This window comes from Prevotella amnii DSM 23384 = JCM 14753, from assembly GCF_000378745.1.
GTDB lineage: Bacteria > Bacteroidota > Bacteroidia > Bacteroidales > Bacteroidaceae > Prevotella > Prevotella amnii.
This window is the reverse complement of the sequence record NZ_KB905267.1, coordinates 104,909-130,478: the sequence shown is the minus strand read 5'-3', so window position 1 is coordinate 130,478 and position 25,570 is coordinate 104,909. Positions and strand designations below refer to the sequence as shown.

Sequence of the window (25,570 nt, the reverse complement as noted above, 5' to 3'; positions counted from 1 at the left end):
AAAGCTAAAGACAGCTACTACCAAAAGAAAAAGAAACACAAACTATTTTGTAAACGAGCAGGTATAGAACCAACAATAGGACATCTTAAAGCAGACCACCGATTATCTCGCAACTTTTATAAAGGTGTGAAAGGAGATGCTATCAATGTATTATTAGCTGCGGCAGCATATAACTTCAAAAGAGCTATGAGAGCTCTTTTGTGCCTTATAAAAAGAATCAGCATAAAGCTTGTCAGTACAAACTTTATGCTGAAATATAGTTTTTAAGGGACGACTAAATAGTTATTATTTGTTTGTTAAAGGATTGTTGTTTGTATAATAAAAGTTAGCATTAAGTCTACATAATGTTATTATATATGGTTATCCTTCTCTAAAGAAATCTAAGGCTTCTTTTATTTCTTTTTCTGTTATAGTCTGGTTAATACAGATATTACCAATATTGCTTAATAGAGTAATATTTATATCGTTTCCACTATTTTTTTTGTCATGATGCATATACTTTATAATTTCTGTATAATCATCGCATGTAATGTTAAGAGTGCCATAGTTCTGTTGAATGAAAAGAACAGTTTGTCTAAGTTTGTCCGTAGGGAATCCTTTTTTATACATAGATATGAAGAGTTCTGGTATCAATCCATAAGCTACAGCGTATCCATGAAGTATGGGTTTGCGTTTTATAGCCCAACTTTCAAAGGCATGGCCAAATGTATGCCCAAAGTTTAAAGCTTTTCTTATATTTTTCTCTGTTGGGTCTTGTAAGACAATATCTTCTTTTACCTTTATATTTTGAGTGAGCATAGATGAGAGCTTTTTTAGGTTAGGCTTAAAAAGATCAAAATTAACATGTTCTGCCCACATAGTTTCATTACTAATAAGGCTATGTTTTAACATTTCTGCAAATCCACTTAGTATATTTTCATGATCTAAGGTTTTTAACCATTGCGTGTTCAAAACAACAGAAAAGGGATTATTAAATACTCCTATTTCGTTTTTTAATCCCCTAAAATTAATTCCAGTTTTGCCTCCAACACTGGCATCTACCATAGCAAGAAGAGTAGTTGGAATGTTTATAAATTTTATACCTCTTTTAAATGTAGATGCAGCAAATCCTCCAAGATCAGTTACCATTCCTCCCCCAAGATTTATTAATACTGAGTGTCGAGTAGCTCCAAGTGTTTGTAAAGAAGTCCAAACATCTATAACAGTATTAATATTTTTATTAATATCCGATGCTTTTATAGTTATAGTTTCTGCTTTTTTTAAGCAATAATAGTCTTTTATTAGTGGTAAACATTCTCTTTTGGTGTTTTCGTCCACTAATATAAAAATCTTGTCATGTTCACATTTTGCTATTATTGTAGCAATGTCTAAAGACAGGTTGTGTGAGGAGATAATGTTTTGAAGCATGTACTATTTTATAAAAACGTATGATGAAATAAAAAAATAATATGACCTTCTAAAAATGTTTTATTGATTATAAGTTTTTTAATCAAGGTCTTCTTCATTATCTAAATCACAATCATCTAAATAGATAAATGCCTCCATTGCGCGTCGTTCTTTCTTAGTAGGACGCCCTGTGCCCCTTGCTCTGTCTACAAAACCACTTATACGACTCATCTCTAAAAGTTCATATTGTTTGGCATCGGTAACATTTTCGTAAACTTCAGGTATAAGTTTAGCTCCTACACGTTGCTCAATGGTTTTAAGCACTTTAAAGGAATAAGTGATGGGAGCTTTCTTAACACTTACCACATCGCCTACTTTTATATTATGGGAAGGCTTCCTGCTTACTCCTGATACTGTAACACGACCATTTTTGCAAGCATTAGCAGCTAAAGAGCGTGTCTTAAATATTCGTGCAGCCCATAGCCATTTATCTATTCGTGCTATATCGCTCATATTATTTCTTTCCCAGTTTATTATATTCGTTCATAGTAAATCCAAGCCCTGAAAGTACAAAACTTTTTATAATGTCTCCAGCTAAATCGATAGAGGGCTGTAATATTTTCATGTCTTCTTCAGAATAATGACCTAATACCCAGTCCACTTGTTTCCCTTTGGCATAATCGTTTCCTATGCCCATTCTCAGTCGAGGATAATCCTTACCTATAAGTTGTTCAATATTACCTAAGCCATTATGTCCTCCATTTGATCCACTTCCTTTTAAACGAAACGCACCAAGTGGCAAGGCAATATCATCGGATATTACTAATAAACGACTTTGATCTATATTCTCCTTATTAAGCCAATAGCGCACAGCATTTCCCGATAGATTCATAAATGTAGTAGGCTTTAGAAGGATAATCTTCCTGCCTTTTAAGGTAAATTCTGCGATAAAACCATAACGCTTATCCTCAAAAACAGCATTGGACGCTTTAGCTAAAGCGTCCAATACCATAAATCCCGTATTATGTCTGGTACCCTCATACTCATTACCAGGGTTACCAAGACCACATATTAAATATTTATCCAATTTTGTTAAACTAATATTTTAGTTTGTTCAAAGATAAAATTATTCAGCGGTAGTTGCAGCAGTACGCGAATTACGTGTAGCCTTAATAGAACAAACTACTACCTCTTTAGAAGTTACTAATTCCAAACCTTCAAAACTTAAATCGCCTACCTTTATAGCTTTGCCAAGCTGAAGATTGGTTACATCAATATTTAAAGTTTCTGGCATTTTATTGAAAGGAGCTTTAACATTGATCTTACGAATAGACATATTCAATCGACCACCATCGCGAACACCTTGTGCAAGACCAGAAAGCTTAACAGGAACTCCCATTACGATAGGCTTTTCTTCTGTTACCTCATAGAAGTCTACATGTAAAAGAGCATCTGTCGTAGGGTGAAATTGCAAGTCCTTCATTACAGCCAAATGCTTTTCACCATCTATTGTTAGCTCTACACCATATATATTTGGTGTATAAACAAGCTTACGAAGCTCAGACATAGGCGATGAAAAAGAGACTGCTACAGGAAGACCATTTTCTTTCTTTTCACCATAAAGATTACATGGCACTAAGCCTTCCTTACGCATTAAACGTGAAGCTTTTTTCCCAAGGTCGTTACGCTTCTGACCTGACAACTTAATTTCTTTCATAATTGTGTTGTGTTACTCTAAATTAATATGAATGTTAATTCGCCATCACACACTGAGATGCTTGTCGAGAATAGGGATATATTATTAATAACCTTCTCTTGTTCTCAATTTGCAAAAAGCGTTACAAAGGTACGCTTTTTTTAGCAAACAAGATAATAGGCAACTAAAAAAAGCATAAAATAATATCTTTTACTTGTGCAAACGTGGAAAAATTCCTACATTTGCAATCATAAATTATTGAAGAAGCACAATAACTCGCAAGATGATTAACAGAGAATTAATTCGAATAAAGGTTGTTCAGTTAACCTATGGATACTATCAAAATGGTAGTCGTAATATGGATACAGCAGAGAAAGAGTTGTTATTAAGTCTTTCAAAAGCTTATGATTTGTATAATTTTCTTTTAGGCTTGATAGTTGCAGTAACTCAAGAGGAGCGTCGCCGTTTTGATCTTTTACAGCGAAAAGCAAAGCGTGAGGAGTTACAAATGCCTTCAGATCGTTTTATTAATAATAAGTTTGCTTTACAGTTAGAAGAGAATAATCAGCTGAATGCTTTTTTATCTAATCAGAGTTATTGTTGGGACGATGATATAGAGCTTGTGCGCAAGATATGTAATGATATAGAGGAGAGCGATATTTTTAAAGATTACATCTTAAGTGATGATGCTTCTTATGATGCAGATCGTGAGTTGTGGCGTAAGCTTTATCGGCATATTATAGAAAACAATGAGCTAATAGATGCATATTTAGAAGATAAAAGTATTTATTGGAATGACGATAAAGAGATAGTAGATACGTTTGTTGTAAAGACTATTAAGCGTTTTGATCCTGTAAAAGGGGCAGACCAGGAGTTGTTGCCAGAATTTAAGGACGACGAAGATCGCAAGTTTGCTATTGATCTTTTTCGCGCTACTATTATAAATGCAGAGGTTTATCAGAGTTATATGAGCCAGGCGAGCCGTAACTGGGATTTTTCTCGTCTTGCATATATGGACGTTGTTATAATGCAAATAGCAATAGCCGAAATGGTTAATTTTCCTAATATCCCTATTAACGTTTCTATAAATGAGTATGTTAATCTTGCTAAGCTATATAGTACTCCGCGTAGTGGTGGTTATATTAATGGTATGTTAGATAGTATAGCTCGCCATTTAATAGAAGTGGGTAAGCTACTAAAACCTATGCCTGAGTCTCAGCAACGCAGAAAATATAATAGGACTATAGAAGCTAAGCGTAGTTTTCGTAGTGTAGCAAATGAAAAGCATAATGTCAACTAATTGTTTTTACGAGATATAGTGTAAATTATTAATATTAAGATAACAAATAAATAAATAATGAATACAGAAATTTTATTAGTAGCTCAATCACAAGGTGGTGGTTATTCTATGATTTTTATGATGGTAGCCATCTTTGTAATAATGTATTTCTTTATGATTCGTCCTCAACAAAAGAAGCAAAAGCAGATTCGTGCTTTTCAGAATGCTTTAAAAGATGGCGACTCTGTAGTTACAGGTGGTGGTATATACGGAACAGTAAAGCGTATAGACCTAACAACAGGTAAAATAGATATAGAAATTTCTAAAGGTGTAGTTATAACAGTAGATAAGAGCTATGTTTTTGCTGATGTTAAAGCATCTCAGGCACAAGCTCAGAAATAAAAAGAGTTATATTACTATCACCTAATTTTATATAAAGGTGGAATTTAAATGATGTCTATTCGCTCGATATTTACATTAGATACGGCAAGGAACTTCTTATTGAAGATATTCAGCAAGGAGTTCCTCGTTTTTTTATTCTTCTTGTTTTTAAGTGGAGCATTTTGGCTTATGATGACTTTAAACGAGACGTATGAAAGTGAGCTGACTGTTAATATGAAGTTGATAGACATTCCTAAAAATGTTGTTATAACAGAAGATCCTGACACTATAGTTCGTTTTACTGTACGTGATAAAGGTTTTGTTATAGCTGCATACGAGTTTACAAAAGTGCTAAAACCTGTCTTGGTAAGTTTTCGTTTGTATAACGATGATAGAGGGCATGGTACTGTTTCTTTGGTTGATATTCAGCGTCAGATACAAAATCAGCTTAATAAAGGTACTCGTATAGTTTCTTTAAAGGTGGACAATCTTAGTTTTACTTATAATTATGGGTTACATAAGCGTGTTCCTGTGAAGTTTTTGGGATATGTTGCCTCTAATGGCAGTTATAACATATCTCATACTCTTTTTACTCCCGACCTGGTAACAGTATATGCTGATAAGGCTACTTTGGATAGTATCAAGAGTGTATACACAGAGAAACAGTATATAACAAAACTAACCGAGACTAAAGATGTAGATGTTAATCTTCGTAAGATAGCCCGAGCAAAGTGTATTCCTAATAAGGTACGCATGAAAATAACGCCTGATGTTCTTACAGAAGAGACGGTTTCAGTACCTATAGAGGCTATTAATATTCCTAAGGATAAGGTGTTAAGAACTTTTCCGGGTAAGGTAAATGTAAGGTTTATTGTAGGTGCTTTTAGGTTACAGTCTATGCCAAGAAACAGCGAGACAAAAGAGCTGTTACCTACAGGTTTTAAAGTAGTAGCCGATTATAGTAAGTTGGTGGAAGGACATTCAGATAAATGTCGTATTTATATTGCAGCGAGTCCTACAGATATTCGTAATGTTCAGCTTACAACAACATCTGTCGATTATGTTATAGAACAACGATGAAAATAGCAATTACAGGAGGTATAGGTAGTGGTAAATCGTACGTCTGCAAGCTTCTTCAACAGCGCGGAATAGCAGTATACGATAGTGATGCACGGGCTAAAAGATTGATGTCTTCTTCTGCTGTTATTCAGCAGCAGTTAAGTAATCTGGTAGGTAAGAATATCTTTGTAAATGGTATATTACAAAAAGCTGTATTGACACGTTATCTTCTTTCCGATTCTCAGCATGTAAAAGCTATTAACGACATAGTTCACCCTGTAGTAGCAACCGATTTTATATCGTCTGGTTACGACTGGATAGAAAGTGCAATATTTTTTGATAGTGGTTTCGATAAGCGTATAAAAATAGATAAGGTGGTGTGTGTAACAGCTCCTGAGAAAGTACGTATATATCGTATAATGTGTCGTGATAACATAACAGAGGATAAGGCACGTGCATGGCTTAAGCGTCAGTTGCCACAGTGTGAGATATTGGCTCGCAGCAATTATAATATTATAAATGATGGTAAAAAGGATCTTGATAAGCAGATATCTGCAATTCTTGCCTCCTTACAAAAAGATAGTAAAAATATATAATAATAAAAAGATTAAGAGAAAATGTTACAAACAATTCTTTCAATTTCCGGAAAACCGGGTCTTTACAAGTTAGTAAGCCGTGGTAATAATAATCTTATAGTGGAAGTTCTTGATGAAACAAAAAAACGTCAGCCTATATTTGCCACGGATCGTGTTACCAGCCTTGCTGATATAGCTATATTTACAGAGAGTGAAGATATGCCACTTGGTGAGGTTCTTGCCAAGGTGCGTGATAAGGAAGAAGGTAAAGAATGTTCGCTTAATTGGCGCAAAGCCTCATCAAAAGAGCTTCAATGTTATTTTGCAGAAGTGCTTCCTTCTTTCGATCGCGACAGAGTGCATAATAGTGATATTAAAAAGTTATTACAATGGTATGACCTTCTTATAAAAGCAGGAGTTACCGATTTTGAGGAAGAAATGAAGCCTACTAAGGGCGATCATATTCAGGACCGTCAGCAGCAAGAATAATGTTTTAGATGCATTTTATAGCTTTTTATAATAATAATATAAGCTATGGTGTATTATGCTATTAACCAGCAAGTGTGAAAAAATAGATACAACACTTGCTGGTTTTTCTTTATTATAGGCTTATTTAGAGTTTATATAATAGTAGTCATTAGCAAATTACTTTTAAAAGTCTTTGCCTTTTAAGCTATTTAGCGTATCTTTGCAGCCATAGTCATTTTTATCTACGATAATGTTGAGCGATAATAAGTATAAATACTTAGGGCAGATAAGATATCCTTCCGATTTGAGAAGTTTGCCGATAGAATCACTTCCAGAAGTATGTAAGGAGTTGCGGAGCAAGATAATAGAAGAGGTAGCTGTAAATCCGGGTCATTTGGCTTCGAGTTTGGGTGCTACAGAAATTACTATAGCTTGTCATTATGTCTTTAATACTCCTGATGATCGTATAGTGTGGGATGTTGGGCATCAAGCATATGGTCATAAGATTATTACGGGTCGTGGTGATATTTTTTATACTAATAGGAAGCTGCATGGTCTTATGCCTTTTCCTTCTCCAAAGGAAAGTGAATATGATACTTTTACTTGTGGCCATGCTTCTAACTCTATTTCAGCTGCGTTAGGTATGGCTGTTGCAGCTAAATTACAGAATAAAAAACGTCATGTGGTGGCAATAATTGGCGATGGTGCTATGAGTGGCGGTTTAGCTTATGAGGGACTGAATAATGTTTCTAGTCAGCCTAACGATCTTCTTATTATATTAAATGACAACGAAATGTCTATAGATCGTGCTGTAGGCGGCATGGAGCAATATCTTATAGGTTTGAATACTAATGAAACTTATAATAAGATTCGCAATCGTGCATCTATATGGTTTGAAAAGAAGGGACTGTTAACAGAAGAACGTAAGAAAGGCATTATTCGTCTTACTAATTCTTTGAAATCGGTTCTTGCTCGTCAGCAGAATATTTTTGAAGGAATGAATATACGTTATTTTGGTCCTTTTGATGGTAATAATGTAAGCGAGTTAGTACGTATTCTTAGGCAGTTGAAGGATATGAAAGGCCCCAAGTTGCTTCATTTACGAACAGTAAAAGGTAAGGGTTATGAGCCTGCAGAGAAAAGTGCTACTGTTTGGCATGCACCAGGCAAGTTTGATCCAGCTACAGGCGAACGTATAGAGCAGGTATCATCTAAAGTTAATCCCCCTAAATATCAATATGTCTTTGGTAAGACTTTGCTCGAATTAGCTCGACAAAATAATGCTATTGTAGGTGTTACGCCTGCTATGCCTACAGGGTGCTCTATGAATATTGTTATGGACGAAATACCTGAACGCTGTTTCGATGTTGGTATAGCAGAGGGGCATGCTGTAACATTTTCTGCAGGTATGGCAAAAGATGGTCTTATTCCTTTTTGTAATATTTATAGTTCGTTTTTACAACGTGCATATGATAATATTATTCATGATGCTGCCATTCTTAATTTACCCGTAGTGCTTTGTTTAGACCGTGCAGGCTTGGTGGGTGAAGATGGAGCTACTCATCATGGTGCTTTCGACTTAGCTTTTCTTCGTCCTATACCTAATCTTACTATATCTGCTCCTATGAATGAGCACGAGTTACGTAAGTTAATGTATACAGCACAGTTACCCGATAAAGGTACTTTCGTTATTCGTTATCCTCGTGGCAATGGTGTGTTAAATGATTGGGAATGTCCTTTAGAAGAAATAACTGTAGGTAAAGGGCGTAAGATACGTGAAGGTAATAAGTTAGCAGTATTGAGTATTGGTACTATAGGCAATGATGTAGAACGTGCTATAGATGCTATTGAATTGGAAAAGAAATTTAATAAAACTTCTTTGATAGCTCATTATGATATGCGTTTTTTGAAACCTTTAGATGAAGCTATTCTACAATATGTAGGGCAGACGTTTAGCTATGTTATAACGGTAGAGGACGGCGTAAGAGCTGGTGGATTAGGAACAGCTATATCAGAATGGATGAGCGATCACGGCTTCACTCCTCATATTGTCCGTTTAGGTTTGCCAGACACTTTTGTAGAACAAGGAACAGTGGAAGAGCTAAAACATATCTGTGGTATAGATATATGTGGAATAAAGAAAGAAATAATAAACGGTTTAGAAACTGTTTTACAATAAAAAATAAATATAATGAAGATAGTTATAGCAGGAGCATATGTTATTGGAACTTATTTGTCTAAGCTGTTAGCACGTGATAAACATGACATAACACTTATAAGTGGAAACTCCGAAAACCTTGATAATTTAAGTAGTGAATATGATTTGTTAACAATAGACGCATCTCCTTCTAGCTTTAAGGCACAGAAAGAAGCAGGGGTACAAGATGCTGATTTATTTGTTGCAGTAACACCTGACGAGCATGTAAATCTCACTTCTTGTCTTATTGCCCATAGTTTAGGAGCAAAGAAAACAGTGGCTAAGGTAGATAATCCGGAATATGTAGAGGCTAATAACTTGGCAGAGTTTAAGTCGATGGGTATTAATAGTATAGTGCTTCCAGACTTATTAGCAGCAAAGGATATTGTAAATGGTTTGAAGATGTCATGGGTGCGCCAAAGATGGGACGTTCATGGTGGTGCTTTGGTAATGCTTTGTATTAAGCTTCGTAGTACTTGTACTATTTTAGATAGACCTTTAAAGGAAACAGCAGGACCAGAGGAGCCTTATCATGTGCTTGCTATTAAACGTCATGGTGAAACAATTATACCAGGTGGTAATAGTGTTTTAAAGAAGCACGATTTAGTGTACTTTATGACAACAAAGAATTATATCCCTTATCTTCGTAAGGTAGTAGGCAAGGAACATTATGTAGATGTTAAAAACGTAATGATTATGGGTGGTGGAAGTACTGCTGTTAGGGCAGTAGAGATATTGCCAGATTATATGAATGTAAAAGTTATAGAACAAGACATTGATCGCTGTGAGTATCTTAATGAGGTATTAAAAGAAGATACTTTGGTAATAAATGGTGATGGTCGTGATCTTAGTTTGTTAACAGAAGAAGGTATTCTTAGTACCCAAGCTTTTGTATCGTTAGCATCTAATGCAGAAACAAATATTTTAGCTTGTCTTACAGCTAAAGAAAAAGGAGTGCGTAAGACGGTAGCAATGGTAGAGAATGAAGATTATTATTATATGGCAGAGAGTCTAGATATAGGTACTCTTGTTAATAAAAAAGCAGTAGCAGCAAGTCATATATACCAAATGATGCTCGATGCAAATGTAGAAAACGTTAAATTTCTTATGTCTGTAAATGCAGATGTTGCAGAGTTTATTCCAGTAGAAGGTTCTAAAATAACTCAAAAAGAGGTAAAAGATATTCATCTACCCCAAGGAGTAATAATAGGAGGGGTTGTACGTGGCAATGAAGGAATCCTTGTTTCTGGTAATAGTCATATTCAGGCAGGAGATATTGTAGTGATGTTTTGTCACAATGTTGATTTGAAGAAAGTAGAAAATTTATTTCTATAAGAGAAATGTTAAATATTAAATTGATAAGTAAAATCATAGGTTCTTTGCTCGTCTTAGAAGCTATGTTGATGTTAGTATGCCTTGTAGTAGCTTTGTTTTATAGAGGTAATGATGTTTATCCTTTTATGTGGAGTATTGGCATTACTGCTTTGGTAGGGTTACTATTCCGTTTATATGGTATTAATGCAGATAATAATTTAAGCAGAAAAGATGCCTATTTTGTAGTTACTATAATTTGGGTATTATTCTCTTCATTTGCTACTTTGCCTTTTCTTATAAGTGGTTATTTGAGTAGTTTCACTGATGCTTATTTTGAAATGATGTCTGGATTTACTACGACAGGAGCATCTATTATTAATTTTCCAGAGAAATTTCCTCAAGGTCTTTTATTTTGGCGTTCTTTAACTCATTGGATAGGTGGCTTGGGGATTGTCTTTTTTACTGTTGCTATATTACCTTCTTTAGTAGGCGGATCGGTGAAAGTTTTTGATGCAGAGTCTACAGGCCCTATAAAGAGTAAACTTCATCCGAGGTTGACTACAGGTTCAAAGTGGATTTGGGTAGTTTATATAGTTCTAACCATTATATGTTTACTTTCATATAAAGTATGTGGAATGGGGTGGTTTGATGCTTGTAATTATTCTATGGCTACTACAGCAACAGGTGGTTTCGGTACATCGAGTACATCTATAATGGGTTTTCACAAACCTGCGCTCGACTATGCTGTAGCTTTTTTTTGTTTTATTTCTGGTGTCAATTTTACAGTACTTTATGCTTCAGCTACAGGACTAAATATTAAAACTTTATTAAAGAATAGTGAGATAAAGTTTTATACTATTATGGTATTATTCTTTTCAGGTTTTATAGCTTTTGAATTGGTAAGATATAATCACTACGAAATAGAACATGCTATTCGTAGTGCCTTGTGTCAGGTATGTTCTATTATTACAACAACAGGGTGTTTTAGTGATGATGCAGGATTGTGGCCTCATATAACGTGGGTTATTCTTACAGTAGGTATGGTGATAGGTGGCTGCTCTGGTTCTACAAGTGGTGGTGTGAAAAGTATACGAATAGTGATGCTTTTTAAAGTATTGAGAAATGAGTTTAGGCAGATTATACATCCTAATGCTGTGCTGCCTATGAAGATAGATGGCGTTAATATTCCAATGAAACAACGTGTAACTGTAGTATCTTTTATAGGATTATATATAGGTGTAGTGTTTATAAGTGCTTTTATAATGATTATGCTTGGTTTGAATGATATAGATTCTATTACTGTTACTATAAGTTGTCTTAGTAATGTAGGTCCTGCATTTGGCAAGGAGGTAGGTCCTACGCAGTCATGGGCAGCCTTTCCTGATGCTATAAAATGGATGTGTTCTTGTTTGATGCTTTTAGGACGTTTAGAGTTCTTTGGCGTTTTAGTACTGTTTTCTCGAGATTATTGGAAGAATAACTAAAACATATCTTTATAGTATTTTATAAAATGTATTGTTGATAAGATATATTTTATCCTAAATCGAGATTGAAAGTATCTATAAGTAGAGTAATAGCTTTGTTTTCTCTTTTAAGTTTTTCGAGTGTTTCATATGGTGAAAGGACGGGTATAATCTCGTCCTTTTCTGCTAATCTTATAAGTATATTTATTTTACCATTTCTTAGTTCTTTAGCCATAGTAGAACGTATCCTTGACTTTATAGCCAATAGTTCGTTGAGCTGGATATTATTTTCTGCAAGAACTTGAATTTCAGGGAAAGTAGTAATGGTTGGTGTTATATTCTTCATTCTTGAAGCTAAAGCTTGCATACTTTTAGGCATTCTAGAGCACATAGCTCGCCATTGTATTAGCAATTCTTCTTCTGTAAAAGTTTCATTATCATTTTTATTAATTATCTCTGCATCTTCTATTATGGCATTATCTTTTTTATCATTTTTCAGAAGATGGCCAAAAGAATTGCCTATGCTGCTAAGCTGCAAATTGAGTTTTACTTGCTTTGCTGTTCGTTGTGAAGAAGAAACATCTGTACTATTGTTGTTAGAGGAAGAAGGTTTAACCTCATTTGTATGTTTAGTACTCCCAGCTACCTGCAAAACTGTTTTCTGTTGAGTACTAATCTTTATTTTCTTAAACAGGCTTTTTAATCTTTTGGGGCTACGCCCCGATGAGGAGTCATCAGCATTATCATCTATTTGCGTTATCTGTGCTACTTCAATAAGTGTTATTTCTGCAAGAAGTCGTTTATTAGAGCTTTGTCTATAATTAATATCACATTGATTCATTTTTTCTAATGCTTTGTATAGAAACTTTACAGGACATTTTGATGCCTGATTCTTATAACGTTCCATTTGTTGCTTGCTAACCTCTATTAAAGGCAATGTTGATGTATCTTTTGCCATAAGTATATTGCGTACATGGGCAGCTAATCCGTTTATTATTCTACCAGGATCGAAACCTCTGTTAATAGCATTATTAAGAAATAGCATAATTTCACTGACCTTATTTTGTAAAGATAGGTCTATAATGTCGAAATAATTATCTATATCTAACACATTAAGATCTTCTGTAACTTTTTGATAAGTTATTTTACCTTGTGAGAAACTTGCTACTTGATCAAATATTGAAAGAGCATCACGCATACCCCCATCAGCTTTTTCTGCAATGACATTGAGCGCACTCTCTTCATAAGTAATATTTTCTTTTTCAGCTACTTTTTCAAGGTGTTTTATAATGTCGGCTACTGACATACGCTCAAAATCATATATCTGACATCGTGATAAAATAGTAGGTAGAATTTTATGTTTTTCTGTTGTAGCAAGAATAAATATTATTTGTGCTGGTGGCTCTTCTAAAGTTTTAAGAAAGGCATTAAAAGCTTGTGATGAAAGCATATGCACCTCATCTATTATAAATACTTTATATTTGCCTATTTGTGGAGGTATACGAGTTTGCTCCATTAGTTCTTTTATGTTTTCTACAGAGTTATTGCTTGCAGCATCTAATTCGAATATATTATAACTTCTTCCTTCATTAAAAGCTTTACAGCTTTCACATTCATTACATGCTTCACCGTCTGAAGCTGGATGTTCACAGTTTATTGCTTTAGCAAATATTCTTGCAGTAGTAGTTTTACCTACTCCACGAGGACCACAAAAAAGATAGGCATGTGCGAGTTTTCCACTTATGACAGCATTCTTTAATGTTGTAGTTAAGGAATTTTGCCCTACTACAGAACTAAAAGTAGCAGGTCTGTATTTACGTGCTGATACAATGTATTCGCTCATAATTTATTTCGTCTTATATGTTTATTCTTTTTGCAAATTTATATAAAAAGACTGATTATATAGTCAATTACTATACTTTTTTAAGTCTTAACGAGTTAAAAAAATCTCAGCTTTTTGTAGATCTTCAGGCGTGTCGATACCAATAGTTTCTATATCTGTAATACCTACTTTTATTTTATAACCATTCTGAAGCCAACGCAATTGTTCAAGGCTTTCTGCTATCTCAAGAGGGGATTGTTGTAACTTACTTATTTCTTTCAATACTTCTGTTTTATAAGCATACAGCCCTATATGTTTTAAAAACGGAAAATTAGCAAGCCATTCTTTAGTTTCTTTCCCACGAATGAACGGAATAGGAGAGCGTGAAAAATACATTGCATAATTATTATTATCTAATACAATCTTTGGAGAATTAGGATTTTGTACATCTTCTATTTTATCAAAGCGTTTACCTAATGTAGCTATTTGTGTTTGAGAGTCATCAAAACAATCTATTACTGTTTTTATCTGGCTTGCTTGGATAAAAGGTTCATCACCTTGTATATTTATAACAACATCATATTTTTCTCCTATCTTATCTATAGCTTCACAGATTCTATCTGTACCACTTTTATGCTTATTATTTGTCATAATAACATTGCCATGAAAGCTTTTTACAGCTTCATATATTCTTTCGTCATCAGTAGCAACATAAACATCTTTAAGTGCTTTTTTTACCTGCATGTATACACGCTCTATCACCATTTTACCTCTTAAGATAGCTAAGGGCTTCCCTGGAAAACGTGAAGAAGCATAACGTGCAGGGATAATTCCAACAAACTTCATCTTCTCTTTATTTTAATTATTATGGAAAACAAAGGTAAAATTTATTTGTGAAATTCCAATATAAATTGTAATTTTGTTTGGTATGAAAGTGGTTTTAATAGGGGCGGGGAATTTAGCTACTAATTTGGGTAAAGCTTTTAAAAAAGCAGGTATAGAAGTGGTGCAGGTATATAGTAGGACTAAGAAATCTGCAAAACTTTTATCAGATATTCTTGTCTGTAATTGGACAATAGATGTACAAGAAATAGTAGATGATGCTGATTATTACATTTTTTCTGTAAAAGACAATGTCTTGGAACAATTGATAATAGATGTTTGTTCACATATAAAAACAGGAATTTTTCTTCATACAGCAGGTTCAATGAGTTGTGATGTTTTTAAGAATAAAGTAAATAAATATGGTGTATTCTATCCATTACAAACTTTTTCCAAAAATAGTTACGTTAATTTTGAAAATATTCCTATATTTATAGAGGGAAATAGTATAGAAGTTTCTCAACAGTTAGAAATGCTAGCAAAGAAGATTTCTATAAATGTATATACACTTACAAGTGAGGTGCGACAATATATACATCTATCCGCTGTATGGGTTTGTAACTTTGTAAATCATTGTTATTCAATAGGACAAGATATTTTAGCACAACATGGAATACCTTTTAAAGTTTTATTACCTCTAATATATGAAACTACAAAGAAGGTTAGCTATTTACAACCAAAAGAAGCGCAAACAGGACCAGCTGTTCGAGGTGATAAGAATATTATAGAGAAACATATTAAATTAATGCATGATAATCCTCAATGGCAAGAACTTTATAAAAACTTTTCGCAAAATATTTATGATATGAGCTCTTCTAAAAAAAAAACATTATGATAAATTATAATCTAAAAAAAATTAAAGCTTTAGTTTTTGACGTTGATGGAGTGTTGTCAGCCTCTACTGTTATTATGGATAATAATGGTGAGCCTATACGCACAATGAATGTAAAAGACGGATATGCTATACAATTAGCTATTCGATTGGGGCTTAAAGTAGCTATTATAACAGGTGGTAGGAATGAATATATTAGAAAGCGTTATGCTTATCTTGGAGTGGAAGATATTTATCTTAACTGCTCTGTAAAAATACAATCTTGGAATAATTTTCTTCATAAACATAAATTGCATGCAGAGGAAGTTATTTATGTAGGAGACGATATTCCTGATTATGAAGTAATGCAGCACTGTGGTTGTCCTTGCTGTCCTAAAGATGCTTGCACAGAAATAAAGCAAATATCTAATTATATTAGCGATTTTATCGGTGGCAAAGGTATTGCACGTGATATTATAGAACAAGTATTAAAGGCTCAAGGTAAATGGTTGATGAATGCTAAAGCATTTGGTTGGTAATCCTATTTCAGTTAAAATATATATCCAACATATATATATATATTATTAGTTTAAATATGCATATTAAACTTATCTTGTTATTTTGATTATGAAAATAATTTTAGCAAGTAATTCTCCTCGTCGGCGCGAATTATTAATGGGCTTAGGAATTAAATTTGAAGTAAAAGTATTGCCCAATATATCTGAAGAATATCCTAAAAATCTACCAACTATGGATATAGCTGAATATATAGCATGTCTTAAAGCCAAAGCATATAAGGAGAGTATAGAAGAAAACGAATTAATTATTACAGCTGATACTATAGTTGTCTTGGGTAATCAAGTGTTAGGAAAACCTAAGAATGAAAACCAAGCTAAGTATATGTTACAGTCAATCAGTGGGAAAAAGCATAAGGTAGTAACTGGAGTATGCATAACAACTAATACTTTACAGCGTCACTTCTCAGTATCTACAGACGTTACTTTTAAAGTTTTGAAAGAAAGCGAAATAAATTATTATATACACAAATATAAGCCATTTGATAAAGCTGGAGCATATGGCATTCAAGAGTGGATAGGTTATGTTGGTGTAACTTCTATAAATGGTAGTTACTTTAACGTAATGGGGCTTCCCGTGCAGAGGTTATGGGAAGAACTATGTGAAATAATTTAGTATTAAATTTCATGAAACAAGCATAAGATTAATATAATGAGAATTATGATAAATAAGATTTAACCTGTACGCAGTTCTGCTAACTGTTTATTGTTAATAACTCCAGCCTTGACAAAGTTCCTTTATAGCTCTATTAGCATCTTTCTCGTTTGCATAGAAATCAGATAGACGGTCTACCTCTTCGCCATCATTGCCGATAGTATCTACATCAAAGGCACTAACATCACTATAAGAGGTCATTTCCTTAGATAGTTCTGCCATCTCTGGTAAATCTCTTGCATCGTTGTAGAATGCTTTGAGATATGGACGAATTGCGTCTCCAAGGTCAGAAATCATTTCCTTTGCATAGGCTCCAAAGGCACGTGCGCCCTTTTAGATGTGGTACACTGCCATTTCTGCACCGATAGCCAACATCTCAGGGGCTACACCTAAATTAAGCTGACCACGTAGCTTTGCTCTCATGCGCTTTTTCAGCTCCTCATAGCGTTCATCCGTTACCAGTCTATTCTTGGTCTCTGGCTTCGTCCTCTCGCTGCTCTCAATAGGATTGGTATCAACCTTTGCTTCCTCCTTTTTGCGTATACGTTTTGCCTTATCTTCTGCTGCAACACGTTCAGCCATTGTAAACAAATCTTCACTGACAGCTTCTTTTTTAGCAGTTTCATCCGATTTTTCTTGCTTTGTATCAGAAGATTGCTTATCTTTGCTCGCAGAAGTAGTGGGTACATTACCGTTAGGAGAAATAGGGGTGTCGGCTTTATCCTTTTCTCGCAAAGTACTATCAGCAACCGACTGCTTACTCTGCACCTCGGACGCAGACCATACTTCTTTCTTATTTTTTCCGTATCCTTTTCTAAAAACGCCACCACTATTTACACCCCAATACTTACCATTTGTTGATAATTCAATATAAAGGGTATTGTTATGTTCGTCTTCTATTTGTATAAGATAAATCCCATTTTGCTCACCTAAGCTGTTTTCACCTTGTTTTATCTGCTTGTAATTCTTACATACAAACTCAACAAATTCTTCAACTGTGTCAAATCCTGCACCTCTTATTTGGTCTCCATGTCTCTTTTCAAGATGAATTAGACCATACTTACTATTGCCAAGACTAAGTTTTATAGGAGCAGGTGTAAGCCCACATCCCTTTTTTATTTCACCAAATACGGTTGTACCAGTAGATGTTTTTACAAATGGAGAACCATCTTCGTCTACTTCATCTGAAATTTTTACTTCTTTGGTATCTCCCAAATAACCTTGCCTTTCTGCAAGGCTTTCCAAGTTTCCTTGTCCTCGGTTTCCTCTGCTTTCTGCTTCAGTTCCTCCTTGATTGGCTTCTGCCCCATCGCTACTCTCACTTCGTCCTCCTGTTGTAGAGTTTCCATTGCTTCCTTGTTCCCCTCGTTGGCTTGTTGTAGTACCGCCAACCAGTACATTGTTTCTTTGTTGTCCATTGTAATCTATGTTTAATGTTTCCTTGATAGCCTCAACAAGTGAACGTGGTGTATTGTCTGGCTGCTCAAACAAAGTTTCTTCCTGTGTACCTTGAATAAGGTCGTACATCTTGTTGAACGTACCCTGTATAAATCTCTGATTATCGCCCTTATACATTGTAGCAAGCAACAGCGCAAAGTTACTATATTTCTCTGCTGGAAGATAGCTTTCGCCTGTATTATCATCAATAGCATACTGGCGCTGCCATGCCTCAACAGCCATACGAGCATCCTTGTGATTGGTTGCAGCCATAAACTGAGCATCATGCGAAAGGGCATAATAAGCCATGATAGAGTTTTGAATTTCCTCTACCATGCGTTCACTCTGTGGACTGTCATAATCTCTATAAGTAGTTGCTAGGATAGCCTTTTGCGCCTTGGCTGGTAAAGCATTGAACATTTCTTCGAGTTGCGTGCTGCCACCCTCGAAGATGCTCTGATACATTACGCCTTTAAGGTCATTCTTGGCTTCTGCCGTCAAGTTACCTTTGCTATCAAATGCACTCTTATACTGTGTGGGAGTAATTGAGCCATTGGCGTTCATCCACTTTAGCACATCAACGCCATTGCGGTCTATGAGTTCAGAGAAAGACATATCTTCATCTGTAGTACGTAAAAGAAGACTTGCAAAATTCTTCATCTTATCGCCCAACTTCTTCACTACATTCTTAGGCTTGATGCGTTCTACACCTCCGCTTTCAGTGTCGCTTGCCACGAATTGACCCAGTGCAATGGCATCATCATCGTTCACATCAAGCATATTAACGAGTATAGGTTTCTCCATAGCTCTGACCTTATCAGAATTAAGTCCCAATTCTGCTGCATGGTCTATTAAGTACTGTTTATATTTCTCACCCTGGTCTTTGTATGCTGCCCACATCTCTTTTAAGGCAGCACTTCTGTTATTACCCTGAATAACCTCGCCACGGCTGTTTACCGTTGGCGCACCTGTGTATGCAGTAACAGACGATGTTATTTCCTCGGGACGAATATTTGATGCAATCTTACGTGCTGCCTCCTTACTTGCATCGTCCTTACGCTCCTTTGGCTGAGCCTCGTCAATGAAGTGTAATGGATTACGCTGCCCGTTCTTATGGCTTGGCTGTAATTCATCAGCGTCAATAAGTGCTACATGTCCAGATGGAATATTCTTATCATCGAACTTTACCTGCACATCTTTTCCTTGTACGGCTGCAAGTGGCTCTTGTCTGTTCACCTTATCACCGTTTACACGTCTGTAACCTCTTGCACGTGCATCACTTGCCTTGTCTTCCACAAAATCAGGAACACCGTTCAAAGCTTCACGCTTCTGTCGCTCAGCTTCCTCACGCTCTGTACGCTCCTTATCCTTCTGCTCCTTCCGAAGACGTGCAGCTTCTTCCGCTTTACGGTTCTCCTCTGCATGAATAGCAGCTTGACGCATACTATTGGTTGATGCAATCTTTTTCCAATGTGCAAGAGTATGCTTCGCCTGTTCTATGGCAGCACTGCGTTCTTTCTCCGCTGCAATTTTCTCTGCAATGGTAGTACCACCCTTTGTTTTGATTTTCTCAGCCTTTTTAACGGCAGCCTCCATGTCGGCTACCATATTATCGGCAACTGTCTGCGCCATTGCTTCATCGCCTCCAGTCTGCTCTACAATAGCATCCCATGCTGTTTCAGGTTCTGCCTGTTCATATATAGGCTGTCCTTGCTCGTCCTTAGGAATACGCTCAAAGGCTGATAGGTATTGCTGAGAATTTTCCGCACTTTCTACACGTGATTCACTGATTGTTTCAGCGTTTTGTGGTAAATTTACTACACTTTCGGTTTGTGCTGGTTCGCCCTCAAATTCATTGTTGGACGTCTGCGGTGTTTCCTCCTTTGTCTGAACATCAGGATTGAGTGTATCAAGTTCTTCTGCGCTGAACAGATTAACCTTTTTGCCATTGATTGGCTCTTCTGTGTAAACCTCAAACATTCCGTCTTCGTTTTGGTCTGCCGTGATGCTTCCACGAACAACATTCCCATTCTCATCAGTGAGCGTTACCTCATCATTGAGGCTGTACGTGTTGGAAGACTTGTTTTCTGCTGCCTTTGCTTCCTCACGCTGTTTCAACGACTGACTTAAACGCAACATATTATCGCCATCGCTCATCTCCTGCACCTGCGCCTTGGGCAACATTGTAGGCTGCTGTGAACCGTCTACACTTACCATTACCATATTTGGTATTGGCTGACCTGTCTTTTCATCAACAGCATCGCCTATTACCTGTAATGTATGCTGCGAGTTGTCTTCTCCAATAACTGAATAGGTGTCTCCAACATTGAACTCAAGTGTTCCGTCAATCTTATTTGCTTCCTGCTGTGCATAAGTCTGACGTATGCTTTCCGCTGCATTAGCTTTCTCTTCTTCTGCGTTGGTAGCCTCATCAACAGATAAGATTGCAGTAGGTGCTACCATTTCTGTTTTTCCAGTTTCGGCATCACGTACCATAATACTTTCACTTGATTTAGCATGATCAATGCCTGTTCCGTCATCATTCATCTGTACATAACCACCAACAACATACACCTTTCGGTTATCCACCTTCATAGTGGCAGGATAGATATTGCCATCTTCGTGTGTATGGTTATCAATAGCCATATCGCTTGCCTTAATTGCATCGTCGATGTTGTCCTTAACCTGACTAATCATACCATTGTATGCAGATTTGGCGTTTAGGTAGTCAATTGCAGCTTGCTTCTGTTTATCGTTGAGGTTCTCCTTATTGTCAAGGAAGTCATCAACGCTATAACCTGAGACATCTTCTGTGCCTAATGCTTCGCTTAACTGTTGTTCAGCATACTCATAGCGAGTCTTGATGTCATTCTTCTGTTCATCGCTTGCCTCGTGTCCCTGAATATAAGCATTATCCATAGACTGATGAATGATAGTCTCATCATCTTTTGCTCCAGACTCTTCTAACTCTTTAGCCTTTGCAGATTGGGCAGTGTTGAAGCCTCTGAACTTAATAAGATTACCTGCATAGTTCAACGCTGCTTCCTTCTCTTGCTTCTGGAGGTCGGGATTTTGAATAATACCATTTACAACGTCTGCCATTTTCTCGTTGGTAGCATTGTCTATTTGGTCTCTAAAAGGTTGCCATTTCTCCTGTGTCATTCTGTAAGCAGCAACGGTATCGGCATCCTTAACGCTTTTCTTCGTTCTGTAATAGTCTACTGCGCCAGCAAGTTTCGGAGCTGCTTCCATTGCACCAACAGAGAATAACATACCACCCCAAATGTCTGCCTGTGTACGACCATCAAACAAGTCGCTCATCTTATTGTCGCCAACAAGCATGGAGTTGAGGACGATGTTTGCCTCTTCCTCTGCAACCTCATTGATATATCCATTAACTCCTACACGGTTCATTATTTTGGTTCCCAATTGGGCGTACTGCGAAGTACCAGCACGATTTAACGCTGCTGTAACCTTACTAAGACCGATTTTGTCAAGACCTTTTGCAATAGTTTTACCAATGGGTAAGCCTTCAAGGTGTACACCGAGCTTTTCTGTATAGTATTCAAGTCCCTGTGCTATCTCTCCTTTACGAATAGCTGTACCCCAGTCTTCGCCACCAGCAAAATGGTAATTGCCATGCTCGTCCTGTTCTACATGTCCGAGATGTCTTTGTCCAATATCCGATGCAGTACGTGCTGCACCAGTAGTATTAGCCATAACAACACCTGCTGCAATGTCTCCGAGGGTAGTACCAGTATATTTGATTAACTTCTTTGTCAATGCCTTAGTAGCTACCTTTTCGGCTATCTTTGCTCCAGCCTTAGTTCCTGCTTGTGTCAATCCTGAAAGACCGTCTGTTGCAGCAAACTCTATCATAAACGGAATAGCTTGTGCGGTAATTCCACCTGCACGATACATGAAGCCACGATTGCCCCCATACTTACTTTGCGCCTCTTGGTTCTTGTAAATATTCTCAATCATCGCTTGGTCGGCATCTTTCTGTCGCTGTGTCTTCTTGCCACCATAGTTGAGCATAGTAGAAGTATCAAGCATATCAGTATAACCGAACGTCCAAAAAGATGGGTTCTTGAAAGTATCTGTTACACCACGCCAAAAACCAGCCTCAGCCTTATCACGTTCAGCTTCGAGTGCAACAATACGCTGTTGGTTCTGATTTTTTGCTGCTAATAAGGCTTTCCATTCATTGTCTGCCAAACGTCCATTACTTGTTGCTGAGTTGAAAGTATGAATTGCACCGCCACTACCATGTGGTATATCACGCCAGCTTGGTTTAAGTGCTTCTGCATCAAGTTCTGTTCCTCTTCTACCCAGTTCACGTGCTAAACGTTCTCTTTCAGCGTATGCCTCCTTTAATTCGTGGTCGATTGGGTGTAGTTGTGCTTCTTTAGCGTCATCAATCTGATTTTGTTCAGCATCAGCCTGTGTGCGGTCGCCCTGATAAACATTACCAGCCTCGGTAATGTAGGTAGGTTCTAACTTTCCTGTTTGTGCGTTTAGCTTGCTCTCTCCCTGCATTACACGCTTGTTTGCAGTCATTGTAGGCTTCGTTCCACCTATGCCCAAAGTAACACGTTGTACGTTTAATGGGTTCTTCTGTTGCGCCTTAGCACGCTGCATGGTTGTGTCGAACTGCTGTTTTCTGCGCTGAACTCCTTGCTGAATACCTGCTACGAAGTTCATTGCTTGTGCCTTTTCTGCTGCGGTCATTGGTTTACCACCAGTGGTAGGCTTGCTTGCTGGTCGTGTAGGTTGGCTTACAACAGATGTAGTATGTGGCTTAGGTGGTGCTGCTTGGCGTGGCTGTTGTTTAGCAGGTGCAGGAGGAAGATGCTCTAATGAAAAAGCATGCAACCCTTGCGCCTTAGCATCATTATAATGCGACAATGGTATGTCGTAATCTCCCTTTTTGCTATCACGCATACGAATGGTTGCACCTTTATAGGCATCTGCATACGACTGAATGCCGTACTTATCCATATTCTCTTTTGATACCTGATGTTGCTTACCATCGGATGTTGTAATCGTGTATGTAATCTTATTTGGCATAATCTATTAGTTTAATGGAGGTTTACTTGTTGATTTACTTGATTTTGAGTTCCCCTTTCTACGATAATTACTTACATCAAAGCTACCTGTTACGCCTATCACTCTGCGTACATCACCGTCCATTGTCGGGAAGTCGCCTACATTTGAGGCTACAATTGCAGCAATAGCGTCTTTACTCTTTGCCTTTTCAAGCGCATTAGCAATTTGTATATAGTGCAAATAACTCCTTTTATCTCCAGCCTTATGATAACGCTCCGCTGCCGCCCTTGCTTTCTTTGCCATTGACGGTGCAAGTGAAGTAAGTGCGCCTTTTTTATCAGGAGAATAGGTGTGTACACTCCCATCGTGTAACCTAATTGTCTCTTGTTTGCTACCTTTACCACCTTTCTCGCTACCTGACGAAGAAACACCTCCAGAACCTTTAGCACGAGAAATAGCGATACGTTCAGCCCCTTGTGCCTCTGTTACGCTGTTATGTCTCTTTGCTTCTTGGATTTGTGCGCCTTTCAAACCCTCGTTGGCTCTGTGAGAGCGTTCTGTTTCCTTTTGAGCATCTTTCTTAATTCCTGTAGTTGTTTTAAATTGTTCTGCCTTTTGGTCGTAATTCTTCTGCCACTGTTCATCTTTAATATTATCACGGTCTTTCTTGTACTGGAACTCATCGGCATCTTTTTTTTGGTTGTAAGCGTCAATATCTAACTGGCGCTGCCACTTCCTTTCATTTTCTGCATTCTCGTCATCAGCTTGCTGTGCAGCCATGAGATTTTTAATGTAAGCATTCATTTGTGCATCTCTATCTTCCCTCAATTTATCCCATTTGCTTTTGACCTTATCCGATTGTGAGTTTTCATGCTTGTACATATTCGGAGCATACTGTGTGGTAAAGTATAGGTTTGACAAAGCAGAGATAGTATCGCCAATAGCTGCAAACATCTTCTCACGTTTCTCTTTCTTACGTTCCTTTTCGAGTTCTTCTTGCGTTGGGGGTTGATAAGGGTTAAGCAGCTTATACATGTCTACATACGACATTTTCTTGTTTTTGTCGGCTGGTGGGGGCGTAACCTGCTTTGCCTGTTCAAGAGGAGGGGCAAGCGGTGGAACTATTTTGTTAGCCTCTGCTTTCTCCTTTTCCTGCTGTTGTAAGATGGCAGGTGTGAATTTAGGCTTTGAAGACTCGTATTCTGCACCTGCCTTATTCCAATCCACCAACGGTTTAGCCACAGTCGGCTGCTGTGGCTGCTGTGGTGGTAACGGTGTAGGCTTATTGCCTAATATATCATCTAATGCACTACTCATACTCTAAATTTTAGAAAGGAAGTGAACTTGCTGCACTACTTACGCCTTGTACTGCTTGCCCAATTGCTGCTGCTTTATCTTTTTCTATTTGGTTCAACTCTTGGTTTAGTGCTGCATCACGCTCTCTATACTGTCCTTCGATAGCATCTTTGCGCTTATCTCCATTAACGGCTATAGTTGAAGTAGCTTCAGCAAGAGCCTTATTGTTGGCTTCTTTGGCAGCTGCCGTACTCTCGTCAGTTCCACCCATTACCGCTTGCGATGCTGCTGCTGCCTTATTATTTTTCTTGATACTCTCCTGAGTCATTGTAAGAATCTTCTGCGCATCAGCACGCTGTGTTGAGTCCTCATTATATCGCCTATCGTACCAATCTTGATTTTCTCTTTTCTGCGCCTCTACATTGGCTTTCATCTTATTCATAGCCATTGTAGCTGAGATACCACCAAATATGCTACCTGCTGCTCCAACTGCTGCTCCTATCATTCCCATAATTATAATGCTTATTAAAAGTTATACTATACGGTGCGAAAATAAGTAATTATCTTTGCACCACAGGTTTAACTTTTAATCATGACGAAGATATGAGTGCAGAAAAAAGAAAAGTAGGACGACCAGCAGGAACACCTAAGACTGGTGGGCGTGTTGCAGGTACTCCTAACAAAGTTTCTTCAAAGGTTAGGAATATACTTGCAGAAATTACAGACGATTACTATAGTTCAGAGCAATTCAAGAAAGATTTAAGAGACTTAGAGCCAAAGGATAGAGTTCAAGCAATGGAGAAGTTTACAAGTTATGTAGCACCGAAATTACAATCTACCACACTTGATGTTGCAACAGAAACTAAGAAGACCATTGAGGACAGGCTCATCGCATTGTCTGGTGGCAAGTGATTTCTACAAACATCTACTGTAGATATTTGTTGTTAGTCCATTTTTAATGAATTGTTTGTTGTAAAAGTGAGTAAGGAGTGTCCGTGAGGATGCTCCTTTTTTGTCTCTGATAGGGGAAAACACAAAGTAAATAAAAGTTAATTTATTTCTTCCGAAGAAATGCGGTTTAAGTGTACTTTCTTCCGAAGAAATGCAGTTTAAGTGTACTTTCTTCCGAAGAAATGCAGTTTAAGAGTGCATTTCTTACCAAAAAGTGCATAAAGTAAAGTAAAGTAAATAAAATATATCTACATCAACGCGCGCACGTGCGTAC

Annotated in this window: 23 protein-coding genes; 13 read left to right on the top strand and 10 right to left on the bottom strand. The window is 37.0% G+C overall.

Annotated elements, in window-relative coordinates; all coding sequences use genetic code 11:
- Positions 1–267: transposase (locus F596_RS0101870; RefSeq protein WP_019035645.1), on the top strand; the 267-nt coding region annotated here is incomplete at its 5' end.
- A gap of 93 nt (positions 268–360) precedes the next feature.
- Here the strand turns inward: F596_RS0101870 and aroB are convergent.
- The 4 genes from aroB to F596_RS0101850 form a co-directional block, all read right to left on the bottom strand.
- Entirely contained in the window at positions 361–1,407 is a 1,047-nt protein-coding gene (aroB, locus tag F596_RS0101865) for a 3-dehydroquinate synthase (protein ID WP_019035644.1), read from the bottom strand.
- 78 nt (positions 1,408–1,485) lie between these two features.
- The gene (locus F596_RS0101860) at positions 1,486–1,899 is read right to left on the bottom strand and encodes an RNA-binding S4 domain-containing protein (protein ID WP_019035643.1); all 414 of its coding nucleotides are present in this window, start codon (positions 1,897–1,899) and stop codon (positions 1,486–1,488) included.
- Between the two features lies 1 nt (position 1,900).
- Positions 1,901–2,473, bottom strand: coding sequence for an aminoacyl-tRNA hydrolase (gene pth, locus F596_RS0101855; protein WP_019035642.1), 573 nt, complete (start codon positions 2,471–2,473; stop codon positions 1,901–1,903).
- 39 nt (positions 2,474–2,512) lie between these two features.
- Positions 2,513–3,103: a 50S ribosomal protein L25/general stress protein Ctc gene (locus F596_RS0101850; RefSeq protein WP_008451095.1), complete on the bottom strand. Its 591-nt coding sequence runs from the start codon at positions 3,101–3,103 to the stop codon at positions 2,513–2,515.
- A 262-nt stretch (positions 3,104–3,365) separates the two neighbouring features.
- On the opposite strand from F596_RS0101850, the gene nusB reads away from it, so the two are divergent.
- The 8 genes from nusB to F596_RS0101810 all read left to right on the top strand — a co-directional run bounded on the left by nusB (position 3,366) and on the right by F596_RS0101810 (position 11,839).
- Positions 3,366–4,382, top strand: coding sequence for a transcription antitermination factor NusB (gene nusB, locus F596_RS0101845; RefSeq protein WP_024992679.1), 1,017 nt, complete (start codon positions 3,366–3,368; stop codon positions 4,380–4,382).
- Between the two features lie 57 nt (positions 4,383–4,439).
- On the top strand, positions 4,440–4,763 hold the full coding sequence (gene yajC / locus F596_RS0101840) for a preprotein translocase subunit YajC (RefSeq protein WP_019035640.1): 324 nt from the start codon (positions 4,440–4,442) through the stop codon (positions 4,761–4,763).
- 48 nt (positions 4,764–4,811) lie between these two features.
- Positions 4,812–5,822 carry a CdaR family protein gene (locus tag F596_RS0101835; protein WP_024992680.1) on the top strand — a complete coding sequence of 337 codons (1,011 nt, stop codon included), beginning with the start codon at positions 4,812–4,814 and terminating at the stop codon, positions 5,820–5,822.
- A complete protein-coding gene (gene coaE, locus F596_RS0101830; RefSeq protein ID WP_019035638.1) occupies positions 5,819–6,397 on the top strand; it encodes a dephospho-CoA kinase in 579 nt (192 codons plus the stop codon). Before F596_RS0101835 ends, coaE begins: the two co-directional genes overlap by 4 nt.
- Before the next feature lie 21 nt (positions 6,398–6,418).
- Positions 6,419–6,865 carry a DUF5606 family protein gene (locus F596_RS0101825; protein WP_019035637.1) on the top strand — a complete coding sequence of 149 codons (447 nt, stop codon included), beginning with the start codon at positions 6,419–6,421 and terminating at the stop codon, positions 6,863–6,865.
- Positions 6,866–7,094: 229 nt separating this feature from the next.
- The gene (dxs, locus tag F596_RS0101820; protein WP_019035636.1) at positions 7,095–9,023 is read left to right on the top strand and encodes a 1-deoxy-D-xylulose-5-phosphate synthase; all 1,929 of its coding nucleotides are present in this window, start codon (positions 7,095–7,097) and stop codon (positions 9,021–9,023) included.
- A gap of 12 nt (positions 9,024–9,035) precedes the next feature.
- Entirely contained in the window at positions 9,036–10,376 is a 1,341-nt protein-coding gene (trkA, locus tag F596_RS0101815; RefSeq protein WP_008451150.1) for a Trk system potassium transporter TrkA, read from the top strand.
- 5 nt (positions 10,377–10,381) lie between these two features.
- Positions 10,382–11,839: a TrkH family potassium uptake protein gene (locus F596_RS0101810; protein WP_019035635.1), complete on the top strand. Its 1,458-nt coding sequence runs from the start codon at positions 10,382–10,384 to the stop codon at positions 11,837–11,839.
- A 49-nt stretch (positions 11,840–11,888) separates the two neighbouring features.
- Here F596_RS0101810 and F596_RS0101805 read toward each other — a convergent pair whose 3' ends face one another.
- Positions 11,889–13,661, bottom strand: a complete 1,773-nt coding sequence (locus F596_RS0101805) for a DNA polymerase III subunit gamma/tau (RefSeq protein WP_019035634.1) — start codon at positions 13,659–13,661, stop codon at positions 11,889–11,891.
- 87 nt (positions 13,662–13,748) lie between these two features.
- Positions 13,749–14,486 carry a 3-deoxy-manno-octulosonate cytidylyltransferase gene (kdsB, locus tag F596_RS0101800; RefSeq protein ID WP_019035633.1) on the bottom strand — a complete coding sequence of 246 codons (738 nt, stop codon included), beginning with the start codon at positions 14,484–14,486 and terminating at the stop codon, positions 13,749–13,751.
- 82 nt (positions 14,487–14,568) lie between these two features.
- Here kdsB and F596_RS0101795 point away from each other — a divergent pair, with 82 nt between their 5' ends.
- The 3 genes from F596_RS0101795 to F596_RS0101785 all read left to right on the top strand — a co-directional run bounded on the left by F596_RS0101795 (position 14,569) and on the right by F596_RS0101785 (position 16,524).
- Complete coding sequence (locus tag F596_RS0101795) at positions 14,569–15,357, top strand: Rossmann-like and DUF2520 domain-containing protein (RefSeq protein ID WP_019035632.1); 789 nt, start codon at positions 14,569–14,571, stop codon at positions 15,355–15,357.
- Positions 15,354–15,872 (top strand): KdsC family phosphatase, encoded by a 519-nt coding sequence (locus F596_RS0101790; protein WP_008451062.1) that lies wholly within the window; start codon positions 15,354–15,356, stop codon positions 15,870–15,872. Before F596_RS0101795 ends, F596_RS0101790 begins: the two co-directional genes overlap by 4 nt.
- A gap of 88 nt (positions 15,873–15,960) precedes the next feature.
- On the top strand, positions 15,961–16,524 hold the full coding sequence (locus tag F596_RS0101785; RefSeq protein ID WP_008451035.1) for a Maf-like protein: 564 nt from the start codon (positions 15,961–15,963) through the stop codon (positions 16,522–16,524).
- A gap of 93 nt (positions 16,525–16,617) precedes the next feature.
- Here F596_RS0101785 and F596_RS0101780 read toward each other — a convergent pair whose 3' ends face one another.
- The 4 genes from F596_RS0101780 to F596_RS0101765 are packed head-to-tail and all read right to left on the bottom strand — an operon-like array spanning position 16,618 to position 24,856.
- Positions 16,618–16,860, bottom strand: a complete 243-nt coding sequence (locus tag F596_RS0101780; RefSeq protein WP_019035630.1) for a hypothetical protein — start codon at positions 16,858–16,860, stop codon at positions 16,618–16,620.
- Positions 16,861–16,896: 36 nt separating this feature from the next.
- A complete protein-coding gene (locus tag F596_RS10740) occupies positions 16,897–23,070 on the bottom strand; it encodes a hypothetical protein (RefSeq protein ID WP_019035629.1) in 6,174 nt (2,057 codons plus the stop codon).
- 6 nt (positions 23,071–23,076) lie between these two features.
- Positions 23,077–24,366, bottom strand: a complete 1,290-nt coding sequence (locus F596_RS0101770) for a hypothetical protein (RefSeq protein WP_019035628.1) — start codon at positions 24,364–24,366, stop codon at positions 23,077–23,079.
- A 10-nt stretch (positions 24,367–24,376) separates the two neighbouring features.
- The gene (locus tag F596_RS0101765) at positions 24,377–24,856 is read right to left on the bottom strand and encodes a hypothetical protein (protein WP_019035627.1); all 480 of its coding nucleotides are present in this window, start codon (positions 24,854–24,856) and stop codon (positions 24,377–24,379) included.
- A 92-nt stretch (positions 24,857–24,948) separates the two neighbouring features.
- Between F596_RS0101765 and F596_RS0101760 the strand changes: the two genes are divergently transcribed.
- Positions 24,949–25,257 carry a hypothetical protein gene (locus F596_RS0101760; RefSeq protein WP_019035626.1) on the top strand — a complete coding sequence of 103 codons (309 nt, stop codon included), beginning with the start codon at positions 24,949–24,951 and terminating at the stop codon, positions 25,255–25,257.
- Positions 25,258–25,570 lie beyond the last annotated feature (313 nt).